Origin of the sequence: Proteus sp. TSJ240517, from assembly GCF_047921575.1 — a bacterium.
Classification (GTDB): Bacteria; Pseudomonadota; Gammaproteobacteria; order Enterobacterales; family Enterobacteriaceae; genus Proteus.
The window spans coordinates 270,641-295,192 of sequence record NZ_JBLRMH010000001.1 but is presented as its reverse complement, the minus strand read 5'-3'; the positions used below and the strand labels follow the sequence as shown (position 1 = coordinate 295,192).

The 24,552-nt window shown below is 35.3% G+C and carries 18 protein-coding genes; 10 read left to right on the top strand and 8 right to left on the bottom strand.

Annotated features, from left to right (window positions below; genetic code table 11):
- Positions 1-100: 100 nt before the first annotated feature.
- Positions 101-901 carry a MetQ/NlpA family lipoprotein gene (locus ACNARN_RS01410; RefSeq protein ID WP_102086722.1) on the top strand — a complete coding sequence of 267 codons (801 nt, stop codon included), beginning with the start codon at positions 101-103 and terminating at the stop codon, positions 899-901.
- 283 nt (positions 902-1,184) lie between these two features.
- Positions 1,185-2,468, top strand: a complete 1,284-nt coding sequence (locus ACNARN_RS01405) for a cystathionine gamma-synthase family protein (protein ID WP_416304039.1) — start codon at positions 1,185-1,187, stop codon at positions 2,466-2,468.
- A gap of 65 nt (positions 2,469-2,533) precedes the next feature.
- Here the strand turns inward: ACNARN_RS01405 and ACNARN_RS01400 are convergent, their stop codons facing one another.
- On the bottom strand, positions 2,534-3,091 hold the full coding sequence (locus tag ACNARN_RS01400) for a GNAT family N-acetyltransferase (protein WP_102086725.1): 558 nt from the start codon (positions 3,089-3,091) through the stop codon (positions 2,534-2,536).
- Between the two features lie 335 nt (positions 3,092-3,426).
- On the opposite strand from ACNARN_RS01400, the gene ACNARN_RS01395 reads away from it, so the two are divergent.
- Positions 3,427-4,158, top strand: a complete 732-nt coding sequence (locus ACNARN_RS01395) for a helix-turn-helix domain-containing protein (protein WP_416304038.1) — start codon at positions 3,427-3,429, stop codon at positions 4,156-4,158.
- A 174-nt stretch (positions 4,159-4,332) separates the two neighbouring features.
- Complete coding sequence (gene nifJ, locus ACNARN_RS01390) at positions 4,333-7,887, top strand: pyruvate:ferredoxin (flavodoxin) oxidoreductase (protein ID WP_416304037.1); 3,555 nt, start codon at positions 4,333-4,335, stop codon at positions 7,885-7,887.
- 76 nt (positions 7,888-7,963) lie between these two features.
- Here nifJ and ydeE read toward each other — a convergent pair whose 3' ends face one another.
- Positions 7,964-9,151 (bottom strand): efflux MFS transporter YdeE, encoded by a 1,188-nt coding sequence (gene ydeE / locus ACNARN_RS01385; RefSeq protein WP_196532712.1) that lies wholly within the window; start codon positions 9,149-9,151, stop codon positions 7,964-7,966.
- A 305-nt stretch (positions 9,152-9,456) separates the two neighbouring features.
- Here ydeE and accA point away from each other — a divergent pair, with 305 nt between their 5' ends.
- Positions 9,457-10,419, top strand: coding sequence for an acetyl-CoA carboxylase carboxyl transferase subunit alpha (gene accA, locus ACNARN_RS01380; protein ID WP_100158242.1), 963 nt, complete (start codon positions 9,457-9,459; stop codon positions 10,417-10,419).
- A gap of 78 nt (positions 10,420-10,497) precedes the next feature.
- Positions 10,498-11,385 carry a LysR family transcriptional regulator gene (locus ACNARN_RS01375; protein ID WP_102086831.1) on the top strand — a complete coding sequence of 296 codons (888 nt, stop codon included), beginning with the start codon at positions 10,498-10,500 and terminating at the stop codon, positions 11,383-11,385.
- Positions 11,386-11,388: 3 nt separating this feature from the next.
- Here ACNARN_RS01375 and ACNARN_RS01370 read toward each other — a convergent pair whose 3' ends face one another.
- Positions 11,389-12,891: an MFS transporter gene (locus tag ACNARN_RS01370; protein WP_416304036.1), complete on the bottom strand. Its 1,503-nt coding sequence runs from the start codon at positions 12,889-12,891 to the stop codon at positions 11,389-11,391.
- Positions 12,892-13,044: 153 nt separating this feature from the next.
- Here ACNARN_RS01370 and ACNARN_RS01365 point away from each other — a divergent pair, with 153 nt between their 5' ends.
- Entirely contained in the window at positions 13,045-13,641 is a 597-nt protein-coding gene (locus ACNARN_RS01365) for a TetR/AcrR family transcriptional regulator (RefSeq protein ID WP_102086730.1), read from the top strand.
- A gap of 22 nt (positions 13,642-13,663) precedes the next feature.
- Positions 13,664-13,894: an MFS transporter gene (locus tag ACNARN_RS01360; protein WP_349443076.1), complete on the top strand. Its 231-nt coding sequence runs from the start codon at positions 13,664-13,666 to the stop codon at positions 13,892-13,894.
- Positions 13,895-13,964: 70 nt separating this feature from the next.
- Here the strand turns inward: ACNARN_RS01360 and fhuB are convergent, their stop codons facing one another.
- The 4 genes from fhuB to ACNARN_RS01340 all read right to left on the bottom strand — a co-directional run bounded on the left by fhuB (position 13,965) and on the right by ACNARN_RS01340 (position 19,774).
- A complete protein-coding gene (gene fhuB, locus ACNARN_RS01355) occupies positions 13,965-15,932 on the bottom strand; it encodes a Fe(3+)-hydroxamate ABC transporter permease FhuB (RefSeq protein ID WP_198632718.1) in 1,968 nt (655 codons plus the stop codon).
- Complete coding sequence (locus ACNARN_RS01350) at positions 15,922-16,842, bottom strand: iron-siderophore ABC transporter substrate-binding protein (protein ID WP_416304035.1); 921 nt, start codon at positions 16,840-16,842, stop codon at positions 15,922-15,924. The genes fhuB and ACNARN_RS01350 overlap by 11 nt, the downstream gene beginning before the upstream one ends.
- The gene (locus ACNARN_RS01345; protein WP_198625626.1) at positions 16,833-17,615 is read right to left on the bottom strand and encodes an ABC transporter ATP-binding protein; all 783 of its coding nucleotides are present in this window, start codon (positions 17,613-17,615) and stop codon (positions 16,833-16,835) included. Before ACNARN_RS01345 ends, ACNARN_RS01350 begins: the two co-directional genes overlap by 10 nt.
- 74 nt (positions 17,616-17,689) lie before the next feature.
- Complete coding sequence (locus tag ACNARN_RS01340; protein ID WP_416304034.1) at positions 17,690-19,774, bottom strand: TonB-dependent siderophore receptor; 2,085 nt, start codon at positions 19,772-19,774, stop codon at positions 17,690-17,692.
- A 339-nt stretch (positions 19,775-20,113) separates the two neighbouring features.
- Here ACNARN_RS01340 and ACNARN_RS01335 point away from each other — a divergent pair, with 339 nt between their 5' ends.
- Together ACNARN_RS01335 and ACNARN_RS01330 are read left to right on the top strand one after the other, a co-directional pair.
- Positions 20,114-20,743 (top strand): hypothetical protein, encoded by a 630-nt coding sequence (locus ACNARN_RS01335; RefSeq protein ID WP_198619518.1) that lies wholly within the window; start codon positions 20,114-20,116, stop codon positions 20,741-20,743.
- Positions 20,744-20,757: 14 nt separating this feature from the next.
- Positions 20,758-22,743, top strand: a complete 1,986-nt coding sequence (locus ACNARN_RS01330) for a hypothetical protein (RefSeq protein ID WP_416304033.1) — start codon at positions 20,758-20,760, stop codon at positions 22,741-22,743.
- Between the two features lie 90 nt (positions 22,744-22,833).
- Here the strand turns inward: ACNARN_RS01330 and ACNARN_RS01325 are convergent, their stop codons facing one another.
- Positions 22,834-24,432 carry an ABC-F family ATPase gene (locus ACNARN_RS01325; protein WP_198625623.1) on the bottom strand — a complete coding sequence of 533 codons (1,599 nt, stop codon included), beginning with the start codon at positions 24,430-24,432 and terminating at the stop codon, positions 22,834-22,836.
- Positions 24,433-24,552: the final 120 nt, after the last annotated feature.

Below are 24,552 nucleotides of genomic sequence, written 5' to 3'. Positions count from 1 at the left end.
ATCATTTCTTGTTCCTTGTTATTAATCTACTGTTAGGATATTTCTTAATCAAAATGATTTTTATGGCGCTGTTTTATCAAAGTCTGTTTAAGAGGAAGATATGAAGGAAATTATTACAGGTTTACTTCTAGCCTCAATATCACTATTTACTGTATCTTGCTCACAAGAAGACACACATAAAGTAAAAGTGGCAATTAATACAGGGCCTGATCAAGTGATTTGGGATGAAGTAATTCGTTTAGCGAAATTAACTGAAGGGTTAGATGTTGAGATTGTTGCTTTTAATGATTATGTTCAGCCTAATAAGGCATTGAACGATAAAGAAGTTGATGCGAATGTATTTCAATCAATTCCTTATCTTCAAGCTCAAATAAAAGAACATGGCTACCAATTTCATATTGCCAGCAAAACGTATATCTTTCCTTTAGCCGCATACTCTAAAAAAATTAGCGATATAAATGAATTAAAGTCTGGTGATGTCGTTGCAATTTCAAATGAAGTCAGCATGAAAGGGCGTGCCCTTTTATTACTAGCAGAAAATCATCTCATTACTCTTAATGATGATGTTGGTTTCACGCCAACAGTAGATGACATTATCTATAACGCAAAAGAAATCACTTTTGTTGAAGTCGACACACCTAAGCTGACTGAAGCATTAAATGATCCAAATATCACAATGGCTATAATCAACAATAATTTTTCATCTCAAGTTGGGCTCATTGCGACTCGTGATGGGCTGATCTTAGAAACTAAAAATTCACCTTATGCTAATGTTGTTGTTACGCGTGAAGATAACAAAAATGATGAAAATATAAAAAAACTGGTTTCAGTTCTGCATTCAAGACAAATCGAGTTAAAATTCAAAGAAATGTATAAAGGTGATGCGGTAAGAGCTTGGTAACCGCCCTTAACTTAAAGGTAAAAAGAGGCACTCATTCTTTTTATCTTTAAGTTTATCCTACTGTTTTTTCCTTCTTTTTAACTAGAATAATCAACTTTTATCTAGTCAAATTACCTTGATTAAATATCACTCAACAAATAGAACCTTTTATTTAACGTTATTTTTATGTTTAAACGCGTTATGTTTATATAACTACTGGTTTTTATTCTATATAAAACATTCTAACAACATGAATTTTTTTCAGTATGATAAAGATCCTTCATTAAACATAAGAAATAAAAAAATGACTGACTCTCAACTGAAAAAACAATATATCGGCGAGCATAAACTCTCACCAGAAACACTAATGATGAGTTATGGTTATGATCCATTACTCTCTGAAGGCTCAGTTAAACCACCTGTATTTTTAACATCCACCTTTATTTTTAAAAGTGCTGAAGAGGGTAAAGCTTTTTTTGATACCGTAAGTGGTAGAAAACCTTTACCAGAAGGTGAAAAAGCCGGTTTAGTTTATTCTCGCTTTAATCAACCTAATAGTGAAATTGTTGAAGACAGACTGGCGGTTTATGAAAATACGCAATCTTGTGTATTATTTTCATCAGGAATGTCCTCAATTACCACAACATTAATGGCATTAACTCAGCCCGGTGATGTTATTTTACATTCACAGCCACTTTATGGCGGAACTGAAACGTTAATTGCCAAAACACTTGCTAAATTTGGGATCCAAGCCACACCATTTACTGATGGGCTAAACCGTTCACTTATTCAAGAACAAGCAGATAAAGCCTGTCAAAAAGGGCGTGTATCCGTTATTTTTGCAGAAACTCCCGCAAACCCAACTAATTCATTAGTCGATATTGAAGCATTAAAAAACGTTGCTGATCAATTAGAAAAAGTGCAAGGCTATCGTCCTATTATTGTCTGCGATAACACATTACTTGGCCCTGTATATCAACATCCGATAGAACAAGGTGCTGATATCTCAGTCTATTCTTTAACTAAATATGTTGGTGGGCATTCAGATTTAGTCGCTGGTGCCGCAATGGGCTCTCGTGAACTTATTAATCAAATCAGATTATTAAGAGGAGCAATAGGGACACAACTGGATCCGCATTCTTGCTGGATGCTAGGCCGTTCTTTAGAAACGTTACAAATTAGAATGGAAAAAGCCAATCAGAATGCATTATTAGTTGCAGAGTTTCTGCGTGATCATGAAAAAGTAAAAACAATTCATTATTTACCTTTTGCTGATAAAAATTCTGTTGAAGCCCAGCTTTTTGCTAAACAATGTACAGGTGCGGGATCAACTTTCTCATTTGATATTGTAGGTGGAGAAAGTGAAGCTTTCCGTTTTCTTAATGCAATGAAAATTTTTAAACTTGCAGTAAGTCTGGGGGGAACGGAATCTCTAGCATGTCATCCAGGTTCAACAACGCATTCGGGTGTACCAATAACATTACGACATAGCATTGGCATTCAAGACACCACTATTCGTTTATCTATTGGGATAGAAAATCCACAAGATTTAATTGCTGATTTATCCCAAGCATTAGCAAGTGCTTAATTAAATTGCCCTGTTAATATTAAAAAACACCAGATAATGTGAATTTCACACTCTGGTGTTTTGTTTTAATAGACTTGTTTTTGGATTTCAATCCACTCATCTTTAGTTAAGCGGCAAATATTTTCAATTTTCACTTCATCTAAAAATTCTGCGTACTGTTCTTCAATGACGTGATGGAATTTAAATCCACATTTTTCTTGTGTTTTTTGTGATTTCTCATTATCAGCGAAATAGCCACACCATAAATTATCTAATTCCAGTGTTTCAAAGCTATACCGACTGATTTCTTTTACGGCTTCTGGTATTAAACCTTTGCCCCAAAATGGAACACCAATCCAATAAGAAACTTCAGCATCATTATCCCCAATCGGGAAATTACTCTCATTTGCGAAAGATAATCCAACTAAGCCTATGACAAGATCATCATCAATTAACGTAACGGCATAAACATCATCACGCATAAATATAGTGCGAATAATTTCGGCACTTTCTTCAACACTTCTATGCACTGGCCAACCTGCAATTGGGCCAACGCGTTCATCTTTTGCATATTGATACAAACTTGACGCATCAGAAAGTTTCCATGGTCGTAATATAAGTCTCTCTGTTTTTAATATTTTCATTTCAATAACTTCTCTTAGTTTTCAAATATTCTGCAAATTATCTTACGTCTTTAAGATGTATGTATTCTAAAGAAAACAACTAAAAAACCGAATATCATAAAAGAGGTAAAATCGGTACTTTTGACAACTAAATGAGAGGGGATACTTGTTATTACGTTCAATATCGTCAAATATAAAAACATAAAGTGGGTTAAGTCAGGAGCAAAAGAGGTAATGGATTTATGCTGAACCAAGTATTGTCACAACTTAATACTTCACCGCAATATGCCATTATGGGTGAAAGTAATATGATGAATTAAATAGGTTATCCTTTACCATTATCCTATATCGTAGTCATGATTTGCTTAGAAGGGAGGGCGGTAATCAATATTAGTTTTCAAAAACAGGTGATCAAAGCGAATGATATTCTTATTTTAGGCGATGATATGATGGCGGTTTTGAGTCGAAAATCAGCGAATTTTCGCTTATTCTATTGTTTTCTCGATAAATCTTTTGCTTCAGAAATTGCTTATTCTCTTTCAAATACTTTATTTGCTTTTCTCCATGACAACCCTATTTGCCATCCACATAAAGAACAATATGAAGCCTTAAATAGATGGATTCAACAACTAACACATATAGATCACAGTTATTCTGAACACAGAAAATTAATGTTAAAAAACCACTTACAAAATCTCTTTTTTGCTATTACTGAATCAATACCCGCTCATTTCTCTATCGCCAAAAAAGAATTTAGTCGTAAAGAAAAGCTCTGCTGGCAGTTTTGGGAATTGATTGGCAAGCATTGTTTAGCACATAGGGAGGTGGTTTTTTATGCAAATCAGCTTAACATTACACCGTTTTATTTATCTCAAATAACAAAGCAATTCTTTAATGATGCGCCTAAGACTTTGATTAATCGTCAAGTTATCCTTGAAATAAAGGCGTTATTAATGCACACTTCGCTGTCGGTAAATGAATTATCAGTGAAGCTCCATTTTGATGATCCCTCTTATTTATGCCGATACTTTAAAAGAGAAACGGGTAATTCTTTATCTGGTTACCGTAAACAACACCAACGACAATAAAACTATTATTTAATTCATTGTTAAATAACAATTTTATTTATTTGCCAATGTTGACTAAAATCATCTAATTGGCAAATAAATCGCTCTTGAGCCACAAATACGATAATTCCTTGTAATTAATTTCTGCTAATTTCAAAAGCATAAGAAAAAAGATCAACAACAAAGGTAATTATTGTGAGTCATAAACTGCACCCTTATATCACAACAGATGCTAACCAAGCTGTTGCTTCTATCGCTTATCGCTTAAATGAAGTTATTGCTATTTATCCCATAACACCTAGCTCGACGATGGCGGAATATGCTGATCGTTGGGCAGTTGCTCACCAGCCCAATCTTTGGGGGGATATACCTCGATTAATGGAAATGCAATCCGAAGGCGGTGCGATAGCAACGGTTCATGGTGCATTACAAACAGGTGCGTTAGCCACCACATTTACCTCATCTCAGGGATTATTATTAATGATCCCATCACTTTATAAAATAGCAGGGGAATTAACGCCTTTTGTATTGCATGTCGCTGCACGTACTGTCGCAACACATGCTTTGTCTATTTTTGGTGATCATTCGGATGTAATGGCAATACGACAAACTGGCTGTGCGCTACTTTGTGCCAATAGTGTGCAAGAAGCGCAAGACTTTGCGGTGATTGCGCAGATAGCAACGCTCAATAGCCGTATTCCATTTGTTCATTTTTTTGATGGATTTAGAACATCACATGAAATGAATAAAATAATGTCTATTTCTGATGATGAACTCAAACAGCTTATCCCATACTCTGCGATTGAAGCTCATCGCCAACGTGCATTATCGCCAGAATCGCCTGTGATAAGAGGAACTTCCGCCAATCCTGATACTTATTTTCAAGCTAGAGAAGCCTCGAACCCTTGGTATAACAGTGGTTATCAACATGTTGAAGAGGCAATGAATTTATTTGCCAAAGTGACTGGGCGTACTTATCAGCCATTTGAATATTATGGGCATCCTCAAGCTACACGAATTATTGTTCTAATGGGTTCAGCCGCGGGTCCTTGTAAAGAAGTTATTGATATGCTCAATACGCAAGGCGAGAAACTCGGCTTACTTTGTGTACACCTTTATCGCCCATTTTCGGCGTGTCATTTTCTTGATGCTATTCCAAATTCAGTTGAGTCTATTGCTGTTCTTGATAGAACTAAAGAGCCAGGCGCACAGGCTGAACCTCTCTATCTTGATGTTATTACGGCATTTGCCGAAGCCTATCATCAAGGTGAACGTGAAATATTGCCTCTGACTATTTCTGGTCGTTATGGATTATCTTCAAAAGAATTCGATCCAGATTGTGTTATGGCTGTGTTTAAAGAATTACAGCAATCTAAACCTAAACGTCGGTTCACTGTTGGTATTTATGATGATGTAACACATTTATCAATTATGCCTATGGATGCCAAATTACCTGAACATCATAAACTTAGCGCACTCTTTTATGGATTAGGTAGTGATGGTTCTGTTTCTGCGACTAAGAATAATATTAATATTATTGGTAGCAACACACCGTTATATGCCCAAGGCTATTTTGTTTATGACTCAAAAAAAGCGGGTGGATTAACTGTTTCTCATTTAAGGATCAGTCAAACGCCTATTAACTCAACTTACCTCATTAAACAGGCTGATTTTATTGGTTGTCACCAATGGCAGTTTATTGATAAATACCAAATTGTTGAGAAATTAAAAGTAGGGGGCACACTTCTATTAAATACCCCTTATTCAGCGCCAACCGTTTGGGCTAAATTACCGCAAGAAGTTCAAGCGCTACTTATTGAAAAAGAAGCGCGCATCTATGTTATTAATGCTTATAAGATTGCGCGTGAATGCCAATTAGGCGCACGAATTAATACCATAATGCAAACAGCATTTTTCCACTTAACATCTCTTTTCCCTGCCGAAAAGATAAATGATTATCTGCATAAGACAATTATTAAAAGTTATCAAAATAAAGGCGAAGCATTGGTCAATGCGAACTTAATGGCGATTTCACAAACATTGTCTGCATTAGAGCGCGTTCCTGTTGGGACTGTATTAACCGAAAGTCCTTATAAATCCCCGATTGTCGCTGATAATGCGCCTGATTTTGTCAAAACAGTCACCGCCATGATGATAGCAGGGCTTGGTGATAGTTTACCTGTTTCGGCATTTCCACCTGATGGCACATGGCCAACTGGCACAACACAATGGGAAAAACGTAATATTGCTGAATTTATTCCTGTCTGGAAACCGTCTTTATGTACACAGTGCAACTATTGCGTTGCCGCTTGTCCTCATGCTGCTATTCGCGCTAAAGTGACCAAGACTAGCCTGTTAGAAAATGCACCAATAACCCTTGAAAAACTTCCTGTAAAATCTCGTGAAATGAAAGGGTTAGACTATATTTTACAAGTTGCACCTGAAGATTGTACTGGCTGTAACTTATGCTATGAAGTTTGCCCAGCCAAAGACAGACAAGATCCAAACATCAGGGCGATCAATATGATTGAAAAGCTTGGTGTATTAGAACAAGAAAAACAAAACTTCAATTTCTTCAATCAATTACCTGATTTACATCCTTCTGAATTAGAAAAAATAGATATCAGGACATCACAATTAATTACGCCACTATTTGAATATTCAGGTGCATGTTCTGGCTGTGGTGAAACCGCCTATATTAAATTATTAACTCAGCTTTATGGCGATGAATTATTAATTGCAAATGCCACAGGGTGTTCATCTATTTACGGTGGTAATCTCCCAACCACACCCTATACCACAAACAGAGAAGGCAGAGGGCCTGCTTGGGCTAACTCCTTGTTTGAAGATAATGCCGAATTTGGTCTAGGTTTTCGTCTCACCTTAGATCAGCATAAAAAACGTGTTGAGCGCTTATTAAATCGATTTGCAACAGAAATACCCGCTTCACTTTATCAAACGTTGACTGATACGAATAATTCTAATCAGGATAAACGCAATGGAATTAATGAGTTATCCACCTTATTAGGTCACAGTAGTGATCCACTAGCCAAAGAGTTACTCCATGATGCGCACTATTTAATGCAAAAATCTGTATGGATGGTTGGCGGTGACGGTTGGGCTTATGATATTGGTTTTGGCGGACTTGATCATGTATTGAGTAGCGGTGAAAACGTTAATGTACTGGTGTTAGATACACAATGTTATTCCAATACTGGTGGACAACAATCTAAAGCAACCCCAATGGGCGCTATTACTAAATTTGGTGAGGATGGAAAAAATAAAGCTCGCAAAGATTTGGGTATCACCATGATGATGTATGGCAACATTTATGTTGCTCAAATCGCTATTGGTGCTCAAATGAACCAAACTATTAAAGCCATTCAAGAAGCGGAGGCCTATCAAGGACCTTCACTGATTATTGCTTATAGTCCTTGTGAAGAGCATGGTTATGACTTGGCCTTTAGCTATGAACAAATGAAGCAACTGACTGCATCAGGTTTCTGGCCTCTCTATCGATTTGATCCTCGCCGTGAACAAGAGGGCAAAAATCCGTTAACGCTAGATTCAAGAGCTCCTAACCAAGTCGCTTCTGCGGTGTTAAATAAAGAGCAACGTTTTAGTCGACTATTTAAAATCTATCCTGATAAAGCAATGGCATTAGCGAATCAAGCACAACGTAATATTGAAAAGAAATATGCTTTACTTAATCTATTGGCAGAAAAAAGCATAAAGTCAGAGACTGAATAAACTATAAATCCCACTCGGCTAAAAATCATAACCACTCGTAAGATGGGTGGTTATGATTTTATTAATACCTAATATATTAAACAGATATCATTTTATTTCGGCTGGCATTCATACCTTGGATCATACAAAACCAAGCCAATGCAGAAACCACCATTAAAATAGCGAATAAAGAGGCGGGCGGAAATGCAGTTAAAATAAAACCACTGGCAAGTGGATTAAGCGCCGCACCTAACCAACCGAGTGACTGTGCAGAGAAATAACTTGCTTTCATTCCTAACGGTGCAATGTTATCAATCATCATATACTCGCCTGGTGCATAAATTAATTCACCAAAGGTAAACACAGCGATAGCTAGTGCCCAAAAGATTAAATTGTCACCAGCAAACATAAAGCCAAGTAAGCCTGTCATAAAAAATAACGTACCTAATGTCATTAATTTACGTAGCCTTTCTGCGGTAACATGTTTACCCACTATATATTGTAAAGAGACTACAATGGCAGCGTTTACAGGTAATACCACGGCGATAACAGACTCTGCTAATTTTGCATCGTAAACCACTAAAATATATTGCGAAATACATGAGGCAAAAGAGCCAAACGTTAATGTACCGAAAAAAGTTGAGAGTACAAACCAACTTAATGCTCTATCTTTTAGCATTATTTTCGGATCCCATTTCACACTATTTTCTTCATCTGTATTCACCGCTTTTGAGCGTTGAACAAAAACTTGGATCATAAATAGTGGAAATGTTGCCGAAATAGCTGCAAGCCAGAAAGGTAATTGTGTTCCATACATTAATAATAAGGTGCCGATAGGGGGCCCCACCGTCCATCCCATATTGATAAAGGTATAGTTTAGAGAGAATATTTTAGGTTTTGCTGAAACTGATAAGGTTTCGGCAAAATACGCTTTTAATACGGTTGAAAACACTAAATAAGAGCAGTTAATCACAGAAAAAAAGATAACGACTAAAATAGTGCTATGAACAAGAGGGATTGCAGCAAATCCAAAAATAAACGTTAGAATTGCAAGGATCATATAACGTTTTTTCTCAAATTTATCAGCAAGCATGCCAAAGCCAAGGCTGAAGAAAATCCCCGTTGTTAATGCAATAGACATGGCAATACCAATATCATCGACAGGTAATTGATACTCCCTCGACAAATAGATAGCCATAAACGGTAATGTTGCACCTCTTCCTATTGTAAGAAGAAGTGATGAAAATAGCAGTGCAGCTGTTGAGCGTGTTTTTTTTGAGAACATATTATCTTTATTCTAATTATTTGTATTTTATGGCGTGTTTTATAATTCGTACGATTTTTTACGGGTGAAAAAAAGAACAAATTCGCACTGTATATTAATACATAACTTAGTAATTACTGTATAGCTTAAAGTCAGAAAAAAAGCTCTTTTTGATCTTATCTTTTTTCTTGCTGATCTTGTTGTAATGTTCAATTATCCCATTTTTGATAATAGTGTTTATCAAATTCTAATCTATTAACACATTGTTATTTTTTCTAAACTGAGCCAATCATTGTTTTATTTACTGAATTAAATCTGAGGTCGTTATGTCTTTTATTCATCTTGAATTTGAAAAACCTATTGTTGAATTAGACGAAAAAATAGATGCATTGCTCACCTTTAAGCAATCTCAAGATGAACCAACAGGTATTAATTTAGATGAAGAAATCGCACGTTTAAGGCAAAAAAGCCTTTCGCTGACAAAATCTATTTTTACTGATTTAGGTGCTTGGGAAATTGTGCAACTCGCTCGTCACCCAATGCGTCCATATACCCTTGACTATATTAAAGCGGTTTTTACTGATTTTCAGGAGTTGGCGGGTGATAGAGCTTATGCCGATGATAAAGCGATTGTTGCGGGTTTAGCGCGTTTAGACAAAATGCCAGTCATGGTGATTGGGCAGCAAAAAGGGCGTGATACAAAAGAGAAAATTCTTCGCAATTTTGGTATGCCGTCACCAGAAGGTTATAGAAAAGCATTACGTTTAATGAAAATGGCGGAGCGCTTTCATCTACCCGTAATTATTTTTATTGATTCTGCGGGAGCGTACCCTGGTGTTGGTGCTGAAGAGCGCGGACAAGCTGAAGCTATCGCACGTAATATTCTTGAAATGTCACGATTAAAAACACCTATTATTTGCACTATTACTGGTGAAGGATTTTCTGGAGGTGCGCTAGCTATTGGTGTTGGTGATAAAGTTAATATGCTGCAATACAGTACTTATGCAGCAATTTCACCAGAAGGCTGTGCATCTATTCTGTGGAAAAGTTCTGATAAAGCGCCAATTGCGGCAGAAACCATGGGAATGACAGCACCTAAATTACAATCATTAGGTATTATCGACGCCATTATTCCAGAGCCATTAGGTGGAGCTCATCGAGATCATCAACAAGCTGCCGAATTTCTTAAACAACAGTTATTAACTGACTTAGCCTTATTAAAAAGCTATTCAACCGAAGAACTTTTAGATAAACGCTATCAAAAACTCATGTCTCATGGTTACTGTTAATTATTAACGAGTGAAAAGAAAATGAATGATACACTGCCTATATTGAGTAATAGAAATACAGTAGGCAGTGAATTATTTATGCAAATCGATCTTAATTTATTACGTATTTTTTCTGCCGTAGCAGAGCAAGGGCAATTTGCAGCAGCAGCTCGGCTATTATCTATGCCTACCTCAAATATCAGTCGTGCAATTAAACAGCTTGAACAGCAACTCAATTGTAAACTTATTGATAGAACAACTCGAAAAATGCGCCTTACTGAACAAGGCAAAATACTCTATCAGCAAGGAATAAAAACCTTAACTGAATTAGACAATGTTGTAAGCAATATCACTAGTGATGGACCATTAACGGGTACTTTCCGTTTAACTATTCCGAGTGAATATGGCAGTGAGCTACTTGGTGATATTTTGGCTGATTTTGCTGCACTTCATCCTAATTTACTTATTCAATGTGATACCCAACTAATGCCAAGAAATATCATCGATGATGATATTGATTTACTGTTAACTTTTCATCGTGGAAATTTAGCGGATAGTAGCTATCACTCACGCTTAATTAAATCATGGCGCAGTATTGTTGTGGCATCTAATGAATTATTAGAAAAAACAGGAATACCCACACATATTGAACAATTAAGCAAAATGCCTTGTATTTCTAGCTTAAGCGCACTAGAAGGGCAACCTTGGATATTTATGGATGAAGATAAAAAGCCAATCAGAGTAACCATTAATAGTAATTATCGAGTAAACAGTGCCATATTAGCAAAATCAGCAGTATTAAAAGGATTGGGATTTGCTATTTTAGCTGAGCATTGCTGCCTTGATATGATTAAAGAAGGGAAGTTACGAGCTATCGAGTTTCCTCAACAACCCGCAACGATTAACTTAGTGGCAATATATGCAACTCGTAGCACACTCTCACGTAATATTGAGTCTTTTCTTGAATTTCTAGCTCAACGTTTATAGATATTAATCTGTGATTTGTTGAGTAAGTGCCTTATGTTTTGCTTTAACAGGAAAGAGCACAATAAATAAAGTCACAAAACATGAGATCCCCGCGATCGCAATTGCATAAGCAAACCCCGAATTAAATACCTCTGGTAATAGAGTGACAAATCCTTTGTCTAAACTATTTGTCGTATTTTCAGTCACCAAACTAACAATATCGGTATAACTTACAGATATTCCCAATGTCTGACTTTGGAGCACCATATAATGAATTGCTTGCTGCACCATCAAAGTGCCTAATAAAGCAATTCCCATTGTCATACCCGTTTGTCTTAATGCATTCATGGTTGCAGACGCCATACCAGAACGAGATGGTGACACACTTTTCATCACTAAAGCACCTATTGCGGGTGTTGCTAATCCCATTCCAGCACCTAATACAAACAGATAGCTTCCGGTTATTCCATAATGGCTATTTGTTGCTAATGTCGCTAATAAACAAGAAGAAATAGCGATTAATAAGAAACCACAGATCATAAGTTTTCTAACAGAGAAATAAGAAGATAACCGTCCAAAAGACATAGAAAATAGTGCCATTGCAATAAATTCTGGTGCCATTCTCCAACCCGCTTCTAATGCACTCCAACCTTGTGCTTTTTGCAAAAAGAATGCGATAAAAAATACATTACTGTATGTAGCAAAACCCAAGGTAAAAGAAGAAAGGTTATATTGAAAGAACGTGCGATCTTTAAATAAAGCCAGTGGTAATAAAGGACGCTCCACACGTTTTTCTATCATTAAGAAAAGGGCAAGGAATATAATCCCCATAATCAGTGTTGATACTGTTCTATAATGTGACCAACCCACAGAGCCAGCTTCAATTAAACCATAAGTCAGTAATCCTAATCCCAACATACTGGTTAATTGGCCAAAAGGATCTAAAGCAACATTTTCAGGATCAGCACTCTCACTTAATCCATACCAACCTAATAAGATGGTAATAATGCCAATAGGAATATTAATAAGAAATATACTCGCCCAGCCACTCACATAAACTAAAAAACCGCCTAAAATAGGACCAATAATTAACGATAATGCACTGACTGAAGACCAAATACCGATAATGCGAACCCGTTCAATATCAATAGGAAAAGCATGAGTAATTAAAGACAATGCACCCGGAATAAGTGTAGCCGCGGCAATACCTTGAATAATACGTCCAAGAATTAATATTTCATGTTGCTGTGCAATCGCACAAATTACTGAACCTAACGTGAAAATAATCACGCCCCATAGCCATACCTTCTTTCGCCCAAAGCGATCGCTCAAAGGACCTGATGACAAAATACAGGCTGACAAACAAAGCGCATAAGCATCAACAATCCACTGCAAGGTTGCCATATCAGCATGTATATCATTTTGAATAGTTGGCAGAGCTACATTCACGATACTAATATCGAGAGTTGCCATAAAAGTACCTAAACAAATGGCACAGATAAGTGACAGTCGTTTTAAATAAGTCATAAGCTTTTATTGCCTTAATGATGAATAATAATGGCATAATAATACTCGACCGACCGTCGGTCAATTGATATTGATAATGAGTTTCATTTGTCATCATTGTGACTCGCTTTAATATAGAGTACTCTTTACAAGCGACTTTGAGGGAGATAAGCAATGTCATTAGAAGAACAAATAACAGATAAACCAAGAACAAAACCCGCAGAGGTTCGTTTAGAAGAGTTAATGAATGCCGCAGAAGCGTTATTTCTTGATAAAGGTTTTGATGCCACAACCGTTAGCGATATTGTAAAAAAAGCAGGGGTAGCAAAAGGAACGTATTATCACTATTTTTCTGCCAAAACAGACGTTCTTGATGCGCTCAGAACACGTTATATGGATTGGTATTTAAATAAAATAGATAACGCCATGGATGCCTGCTCACAACAAGATCATCGTGAGAAATTAAAACAGTGGTGTGAAATCAGCGTTATTGCTTATGTTGAGAAACAAGAATTACACGACATGCTTTTTCATCAAGTATTTCATCAAAGCAGCAATATTCATGAAAATAGAGCATTACAGCAAATTCAAACACTGTTAATTTCGGGTACAGAAAATAAAACTTGGCATGTTACACAACCGGAATTAACCAGTACATTGATTTATCATGGTATGCATGCTGCTGTTGATAATTTAGGTCATAGCGAAGAATATACCGCAAAAACATTAGGTAATATGCTATATCAGCAATTTACTCAATTGCTAAAATAAGCGTTAATGATATATCGTGACAATGTCACTTATTGAGAAGATAGTCCCAGAAAATCAGCTTACTGAAGGAATGACATGGTTACTTTCAGGATTAAATGTAGGCACAGCAATTGGTGCAACATTAACAGGGCAACTTATTGATTATTCTGGTGTTCAATCTGGCGTATGGGTTGCCATTGGCGCAAGTACTTTAGTGATGTTAATTGCATTTATTGGCTTTAAATGCATAAATAATCACAACAGTAAGATTTAAGCACAATCAATAATAATTAAAGCCTAAGAATATCAGCAAGATTAATGTTGATATCTTAGGCTTTTTTCGATCAGCGACTACGATTTAACAGCATTAAACAAAGGAAATAGCTACCACCTAAAATCGCTACTAAAGTTCCTGCGGCAATTTGTGCAGGATAAATCAATATTTGCCCAAGCCAATCAGCCCAAACCATTAAAGTCGCACCGATTAATCCCGAAAGAATTAATTGTGATTTTATTTTTTGAGCGCCAATTAATACCGCCATATGAGGAGCGACTAAGCCAATAAAGGCGATAGGGCCAACAGTTGACGTAACTAATGCACATAACAGAGAAACAATAATCAGTAAAATAATACTTGCTCGCGCTGTATGTAATCCTCGCGCTAAAGCAAAGTTTCGACCAATTGATATTAATGCCAACCATCGAGTGAGTAATAAAACAACGCCCACAATAAAGATGATAGCTAATGCAAAATAAATAGCTTGTTGCCCTGTTACACGATAAGTCGAGCCTGATAACCACAATAATATTTTATAGCTACTTAACGAACCTTTCGCTAAGAAAAACTGAATAAAAGCCTCTAAACTCGCGGTTAATGCAATACCCGTTAAGATTAAACTGGCAGGGGCATATTGGTGCCTTTTACCCAACACTAATAAGATAATCATAACAACACCGCTTCCTAATAACGCCGTTCCCCATTGTGATGTTTGTAAAGTGCTTCCCAGAATTAAGCTAGAAAATACCAAAGCGAAGGTTGCACCTGATGAAACACCTAAAATATCTGGGCTGGCTAACGGGTTATAAATTAAACGTTGTAAAATAACGCCAGCAATAGCCAGTGCAACACCAGCAAAGAGTGCTGTTAATAGACGAGGGAAACGCAAAGCCCATTGATAAACTGAAGGTATTTCCCATAACCATTGGCGCTCATTAATATGAATAAACAGGGTAAGCGCTAATCCAAGTATTAATAATGCCGTTATTCCTATGACCGTATAATTCGATATTTTTTTAGTTTGAGAAATAATTGAAATAGAAAGCTGATCTTGAGCTCGCATTTTCTTACGACTAAACCAAATTAATGCTGGCGCCCCAATAGCCGCTGCCGTAACACCACTAGGAATAACTGTATTGAGCCACTGACCAACCCATATCGCAAGACTATCGGTAATTAACAGCAAACATATTCCCATTAATCCACTTGCAATGAGTTCTTGGCTAGCCGTTCTAGCTCCTAATGTTCTAACTATATTAGGTGCAAGTAATCCGATAAAACTAATTACACCAACAGCCGTAATAGAAACAGAAACTAACCAAGTACTTAATATAATGAAAAAGGCAAATGCAGGTAAAACAGAAAGCCCACGAGCCGCCGCACCTTCATGCCCTAAACGTAATAAAGTGAGAATACGAGGTGCAAAGATAAAAATAAGTAAAACAGGTGTTATTCGTGGTAATAACCAATAAACTTTATCCCAGCCATCTTGTGCTAAATCACCAGCTCCCCACATGAATATATTTTGAGCAAATTGTGAGTTTAATGTCACTAATGCCGTTGCAATAGCGCCTAATAAAATATTGACCACCATACCTGAAACAACTAAAGGTAAGCCGGTCATATTGCGAATACCTGCAATAATAATCACCAGAGAAAAGGCTAATAAAGCGCCAATTGTTGCAGCTACTGCACTGTAATCTGCAACCCAGCCAGTGAACCAAATATTAACGATCACTAAGGCTAGCCAAGCACCTGATGAAGTTCCTAAGGTTAAAGGGGAAGTTAAATTATTTTGCGTTAATTGCTGCATTAAACTGCCAACAACACCAAATAACCCGCCAATAACAACGGTTATAGCTAAACGTGGTAATTGTGCGTGCAAGAAAAAAACATCAGCAAAAGGCATTGTTGTGGCTGAATTAGCCAATAAATACAATTGGTGAGATAAAGAAAGAGAATTATCAATTTGTAAGTTGGTAATGCTTAATAAGATAATTACCAAAAAATAGAAAGTAAGTTGCTTAATTTTCATTATTAGGTGCCATATCTAATAAGCTTTCAGTAATGGCTTGCGCCATTAATGTCAATGATGTCATTCCTCCATAATTCCAGACAGGTTTGACTGAATGAAAATGCCCATTTTGTACAAATGGCATGGCTTTCCATAATACTGATTTTTGCAGTTTACTTTCATCAGGAAAAGGCAACATATAAAGGACATAACCATGTTTAATCTGTTGCAATACATTCATTCTTCGTTGATCAATACCCCAAGGTTGTGGCGGTAATGATATTGCCGATTTCAGCCCCAGCTTATTTATCACATATTCGGTTGTTGAATTTTCAGTATATAAAAAGATGGAGGTGAGCGTAGAAAAACGGATCACTTCTACTTCAGGTAATGTGATAAATGCCTGCTGTAACTTTGCTTTAAATTGCGCAAAAGTAGCGTCCATTTCAGCTAACTTCTGTTGTGCGAGAGCTTCTTTTCCCAAAAGCGAAGCAAGGGTATTAAAATGCGCTAGAGCGACTTGTGCCGCATTATCTTGGCGAGAAAAATTAGGTAAATAAACCACAGGAGCAATGGTTTCTAATACAGGTAATAAATCTTGTTGTGAGCTTGATGCTAAAATAAGGTCAGGTTTTAACGTCGCTATTTTTTCTAAATTAGGCTCTGCTCGCATACCAACTTCTTCAATAGAATTCGGTGCAATAGGGCGAGCAACCCATTGGTTATAACCTGCAATTTCAGTTGCCCCTACGGGGATAACTTCAAGTGTTAATATTTGTTCAAGTAAATCCCAGTCTAAAACAATAATACGTTGCGGTGTGTTAGAAGCCTTTTCATTATTATGTTGCGCCGCATTTACTGTGGGGGTAATTAATAAAATTACTAAACAAAAGGACAGTAAATTAACTATTTTTTGTAATATTACACGCATACCACCGCCACTTTATGTTGTTGTGAGCCTTTATTATCAGGGTGTTCAATCAGCTTAATGGGTGTTTCATAAAGCGAGGAGAGTCGCTCTTCATCAAAAAGTAACGAGGCTTCACCTTCAAACGCAATTTTCCCTTTTTTAAGTGCGATGATATGAGTGGCATAACGCAAGGCAAGGTTAAGATCATGCAAAATAACAATAATACCAACGTGCTGAGTTTGATTTAACTCACTCAACAATTCCATTAATTGGTATTGATGATGTATGTCTAATGCCGAGGTTGGTTCATCTAAGATCAAGATCGGTGATTGTTGAGCGAGTAACATTGCAACCCAAGCCCGTTGACGCTCACCACCTGATAAATCATCTGCAAGCGTGTCAGCGAAAGGAAGTACTCCCGCTTTTTCCATCGCCATTGTGATAATTTCATCATCTTTTTTATTCCAGCGGCCTAATGTTCCACGCCAAGGAAAGCGTCCTAAACGCACTAATTCTCTGACAGTTAATCCAGCAGAAGCGGGAAGTTTTTGGGGAAGAAACGCGATTTGTTTAGCCAAATCACGAGGCTTATATTGTGAGATATTACGGTTATTTAGTGTGAGACATCCGCTATCAGGAATTTGCTGACCCGATAACAAACTGACGAGTGTCGATTTACCTGAGCCATTATGGCCAAGCACAATGGTTAATCCTGAATCTGAAATACGCAGTGAGGGTATTGATAAAATAGTGCGTCCACCGCGATCCATTTGAATATTTGAGAGTTCAAACATGGTCACTCATTTATAAAATCATATTCCGCCTTTTATTGCATGGTTAACAATAAAAAGCGGAATAAAAAAGAAAATTACCAGCGATATTTAGCGTTTAATAAAACAGAACGAGATTGCCCGTAATAGCAGTAATAATCACAGCCAGAGAGATATTCTTTATCAAGAATATTGTTGATATTTAGCTGTAATTGCCACTGTTTATTGAAATTATAGGTTGCTGCCATATCCCATAATGTTGCACTTGGTACTGTTAAATCACTGCTCTTAGGATTATCTTTAGATTTACCTAAATAACGAACACCCGTTCCTAAAGTTAAATCTTGGGTTCCTGTTATTGGAATAGTGTAACTACCCCAAGCAGAAGCAGTATGTTTAGGAATTAAACCTGCTTGTTGTTTACCTCGATTACCCGTGTCATCGGTTTGCATATCGGTATAGGTGTAATTGGCTTTTAACGCTAAACGTTCCGTTAATTGCATTTCACTTGTTACCTCAATACCTTTTGAAGTCACTTTACCTGTTTGTGTTGAAACAAATGTCGTTGGGTTTGCAACAAGCGCATTTTTCTGAGTAATATCAAACCAAGCAATATTAAAGTAGCCATCCATAAAATCAGGTGTATATTTCACACCTGCTTCAATTTGCTCACCTTTTAACGGTTTATACAGATCCTTTGTTGCTGGATCGATAGTGCTCATTACCTCAAAGGACTCGGAATAACTGACATAAGGCGATAATCCATTATCCGCTAAATACATTAATCCTGCATTCAGGCTAAATTCGCTATCAGTACGAGATTTATCCTCATTTTTTACTTTTGCTGTATTCTCTGTTTTTACCCAATCTTGGCGTACACCAGCAACGGCAATCCAGCGACTATCAAATTTGGTTTGATATTGTGAATAAAGGCTATATTGGGTTTTATCAATAGTCCTATTAACGTTATCTGCTGGATTGAGTGGGGTATAGTTTCCGTAAATAGGGTTCCAAGGATTAATGGTGCCAAAACTATAATTATCTTGTTCATCACCTTTAGTTTGGTGATATTGCAATTCTGCGCCTACTAATAATGTGTGCTCAAAGTTATCCGTATCCCATTCACCGACCACATTATTATCAAAGGTAATACTTTGATTTTTACCATCACGGAAAACAACACCGCGATTCAATTCTGTTGCTGTTATATCTGAATTAGGAAATGCATAAACACTACGTAAGAGCAGATCGTTATAACCATAATTTAAACGTTGAGAAAAACGCCAAACATCATTGATGTTACTCTCTAATAAATAACCAGCTGAAATTTGGGTTCGTTTATATTTATCGTATCCTGGTTCACCTAAGTTGGTAGTAGGCTTTATTTTACCAAAAGGAGATGAAATTAATGTACCGGCAGCAGGGAAGAAAGGATTAGTTGGCGTACCATCATCATGCAAATAGGTTGCCATAAAGGTTAATGATGTATCATCAGTCAGGTTGATCGCAACACTTGGCGCAAGGTAAATACGCTCATTATCAGTGTGAGATAATTCTCCATCTGACTTTTTCATTAATCCAACAAGACGATAGCGCACACGTTTATCATCGGTAGCACTTGAAACATCAAAACCTAAACCACGTTGGTCATTATTTCCGACCTCAAGAAATACTTCATTTTGAGGCTTAAAGCTGGGTTTCTTTTGTACGACGTTAACCGCACCACCTGGTGTCGATTCACCAAATAATACCGCCGATGCGCCTTTTACCACTTCAATTTGTTCAAAACCATAAGGCTCTAATAACCATGTATAATAACCATCACGGAAAAGACGGCTACCATCTAAATAGGTTGCTGCTTCAAAGCCACGAACACGAAGCCAATCTGTGTCGTTATCCGCACCATAAGGTTGAGAGACAACACCAGATGTATAACGCAATGCTTCATCTAATTTTTGTGGAGCATGTGTTTCTAGATCTTGTTGAGAAATAACAGAAACCGATTTAGGTGTTTCTTGCAAACGTGTATTTACTTTTAGTGCTTGAGCGCTCACAACAAGCTTCTCAACGTGTTCTGTTTTTGCTGTTTCTTCAGCAAAAGCCTGTGTAGTCAAAATAAAAGGAAGGGTGGCAGAACAAAGTAATGCCACAGGTTTCAATTTAAATGCATAAAAATTAATCACAATAAGTCACCGAATAATAATCATTACTATTACCACTATTATTCATGTAATCGATACTAAGGTAAATTAATTTATGCAAAAATGTCTATAAATGATAATTTTTCGGGTTAATTAACTGCTTATGTCAATCCAAGCAAGGCGTCCACCGACAGAAGTGCTGCGATGTTGTGCATGGTGGCTTAAACATAAAAATAGTATTATTGATATATTGGCATATGCTCTATATTATAAAAAATAAAAGTATTTTTTATTAAAATAATCAATATATTTATTTATATTAAGTAATTTTATTATTATTTATTATTATTTTACTTTAAATATTTTCAAACTAAGTGAAATATGAATAGCATAACCATAGGAAATAGTAAACTAACGTCAGCTCAAGTTGATAGGGTTTTATCTGGAGAAAAAGTCAATAAAGTCATGACTATCTGGGATAAGATAAAAGATTTTTTCCATATTAGCGATAAAAAGCAAGTCATGACATTGTTTTATGATGTTTATTATAACCCTAAAGTTTCATTTTTAGATAAAATAGATAAGTTTCAAGAACTAAGGAATTTATCACTAAATGATTATAAGGATACATTTAACATTAAAATAGATGATAATGTTTTTTATTTTGAGATAGGGGACATTCAGGATGGTACACATATATCTCAATCATATTTTAAAATTGATTGCACAGAAGAACAAAATGAAAATATCATTAATAATCAAAGTATTAAATCATTGTTTAATCAATCACCCCAAAATGATATTGATAATATAGTATCAATAGTAGTAGATAAAATAGATAGAATAAATAAAATGGAAAATAAAAGCACGGAAGAAAAAATAGAATTAATAAGAAGCACTTTATCATTATTATTGAATGATGATAATTATAGAGATAAAGAACTCGATTCTTTTAAGAAAGGAAAATCAAAACTAAATGAGATTGCATCAAAAAAAATTGTAGCGGAATGACAGAAAAATATGTCATGGATAAAATATGGATAAAAGAAAATGGTAATGAAAAATATAATGACTATTACACCAGCTTATTAATAGACAATATTTTTAACGATAGGTTTTATTCAACCTATAATATAATATATAGTTATCTGGGACTGAAAGAAATTCTCAATAAAGATAGAAAAATATTAGATATAGAGTTTACACCAGAAAAAGTAACTTTTTTTCTTCTAGATGAAAATAATAATAAAATCATATCCAATGAACATTCAAATATAACACAGAAATTTAATTTAGACTTTGCAGCATTTGAATACATTATAAATAATGAAAACGTATACAATAATGCAACTTTAAAGGAAGATAAAGAAAAATTAACTAATTTTTTATCTACTTACTATATATTAAGTGAAAAATTAAATGAAAAAGACAAAGGCGACATGTTTATTAACATATTGAATTTAAAGGAAGAAAAAACCATATTAGGTGATAAATTAGAATTAATTAAATCGATATCTAAACAATATAATAATAGTAATATAGATAAAAAACTGGACATTAAAATAACTCAAGAAAAACAAATAGAATTTAAGCTTAAAACCAGTGAAAAGGGGAATGACAATGTATTAAAATTTACCATTCCTTATGATGATAATAATTTAGGTTTACTTAATATAAATAACTTTAATAATAGCGATTTCTCCATTGAAAACAAAATAAATATATTAGCAAATTTAGATAAGTATAATAAAAACTCAACTATATTAAAGATCTTTCATTATCATAATTTTGAAAAATCTTCAGAGTTAAAGGAAGAATTTAAAAAAGAATATGGAGAAGAATTTGAAAAAGAATTTCGCGGAATAATCGAGCCTTTATTGATGGATAAAGAAAAGACAAATATTTTTGAAATTAGCACCGAAGAAAAAAACATAATAGAAAAATTACCTAAAAACACCGATATTTATAGTGTAAAAGAAATAAATGAAGTATTTAAATATTATAATGACATATTATTTATAAAAAGATTAGACTTACAAGATATTAATAACAAAAATAAATATTTAATAAATTCAAAAATCGACAACTTAATTTTAAATGGCAATAACAAGAAAGAAACTATTAGCGAAGAGTTTTCCGCTGAGCTAAATAAAATAGTTGTAGAAAATATCATCGAAAAATTAAAAAAAATAGAAATAGAGTCTCAAAAAAATAAAATAAACATTTTATCTTCCAATAAATTTGACACAGAAAATCTTAACAAAGAAAAATATCTCGACATCTTATTTTCTGGAAATTTTAATAAAATTATAGAAACAAACCATAAAGATGGAAAGCTTCCAAATATAACTGATTTACTGGAAATTAAAGTAGATAAAAAAAGTGAAAAAGATGAAGATATAATTAAAATTAGAGTATCAGAAAAAAGAACTCAAAGTTATTTAATTAATAAAATTAAAGAATATGTTGAATCCCCTGCAAGTTTTCTAGCAAATAAGCTTAGCAATTCAATGAAAAAATTAAATTCAATATTAAATTTAGAAGTTATAAATCACTCTTTATTGATCGAAATTAATGATGAAATAAAATATTTAATGAAAATTATTACAGAAAAACAAAATGAAAATGATTTAAATGATATTAAAAATTCATTGTTGAGGTATGAAAATAACAGTGAAATGATTAGTAAAAACGCAAATATAAATAAATTAGCAAAGAAAGAAAAAGATACTACTGGGTCTATAATCAATGATAGTGCGTTAAATGTAGCATTATTAAACAATATAGATATGTTGGGTATTTTATTATCAGATAAACATATGGATTTAAAATATAAAAAGGATAAAGAAGAGAAATTTAAGCTTATCGAAGAAAAACAAATCAGTGAAGGTTTATTATTTGAAACTCCTTTATTATACAGTGGCTTGGAAATAATGATAAAAATAAATAGAAAAATAAAAAATAAGCCTGATGTGGAAATTTCAGGAAACTATAATAAAATAAGAATGTAAAAACCCATTTATCTAAATTTTAAAAGGCTTAGTCAATTCACTAAGCCTTTTTCATTTATCTTATCTACTATTTAATAAATAGGGCGGCGATTAAGCCTCAACACCTTTTTTCGCTAAGAACTCATCATAAGTTCCTTGGAAATTAGTCACTTTTTCAGGTGTAATTTCAATAATACGGTTTGCTAATGAGCTAACGAATTCTCGGTCATGAGAAACGAAAATCAACGTACCTTGATAAAGCTCTAATGCCATATTCAATGATTCGATAGATTCCATATCTAAGTGGTTGGTCGGCTCATCCATAATTAAAATGTTTGGTTTTTGCATCATTAGCTTACCAAATAACATTCTACCTTTTTCACCACCAGATAAAACTTGGACTGATTTCTTCAAATCATCTTGAGAGAACAGTAAACGACCTAATACGCTGCGTACAGATTGCTCATCGTCTTCTGGTTTCATCCATAAGCTCATCCAATCAAATACTGTCATATCCACTTCAAAATCAGTTGCGTGATCTTGTGCATAATAGCCAATGTTTGAGTTTTCAGACCATTTTAAACGACCTGTATCAGGTGTTAATTCACCGACTAATGTTTTGATCATTGTCGATTTACCCACACCGTTATTACCTAAAATAGCCACTTTTTCGCCCACTTCAAGCATCATATTGACGTTTTTAAACAGCGGGGCATTATCATCATAGCCTTTAGAGATATTTTCCACTTCAAGCGCATTACGGAATAATTTTTTCTCTTGTTCAAAACGAATGAATGGGTTTTGACGGCTAGACGCTTTCACTTCTGCTAATTGAATTTTCTCAATTTGTTTTGCACGAGAGGTTGCTTGGCGTGATTTAGATGCATTAGCACTAAAGCGACTCACGAAAGATTGTAATTCACTAATCTGTGCTTTTTTCTTCGCATTATCCGCTAATAAACGCTCACGAGCTTGGGTTGCAGCAAACATATATTCATCATAGTTACCCGGATGAACAGCAAGCGCACCATAGTCTAAGTCTGCCATGTGCGTACAGACCATATTTAGGAAGTGGCGATCATGGGAAATAATGATCATGGTACTGTTACGTTCATTTAGCGTTTGCTCAAGCCAACGAATGGTATCAATATCCAAGTTATTCGTCGGTTCATCCAATAATAGAATATCTGGATCAGCGAACAGGGCTTGCGCAAGTAACACACGTAATTTCCAACCGGGAGCCACTTCACTCATAGGGCCATTATGTTGTTCTAATGGAATACCTACGTTTAGCAATAATTCGCCAGCACGAGATTCAACGGTATAACCGTCCATTTCACCAAATTTCACTTCAAGATCAGCAACACGTAAACCGTCTTCTTCGCTCATTTCAGGTAAGCTATAGATGCGTTCGCGTTCTTGCTTCACTTCCCAAAGTTCTGTGTGACCCATAATTACCGTATCAAGCACAGTAAACTCTTCATAAGCAAACTGGTCTTGTTTTAGTTTACCAAGGCGTTCATTAGGATCGAGAAATACGTTGCCGCTACTTGGCACTAAATCGCCACCTAAAATTTTCATAAAGGTTGATTTACCGCTACCGTTGGCACCGATTAAACCATAGCGATTTCCGCCACCGAATTTGACAGAAATGTTTTCAAACAGAGGCTTTGAGCCAAACTGCATAGTGATATTATTGCTGATTAACAAGACGAATACTCATTATTAGTGAATGACAAAAGGTAATGGGGCGGCATTATGCCACAAGTTACCCCTATTAAGACAGTAAAGTGACGAATGACTATAAAGGAATTTTTGTTGTGAGAGAAA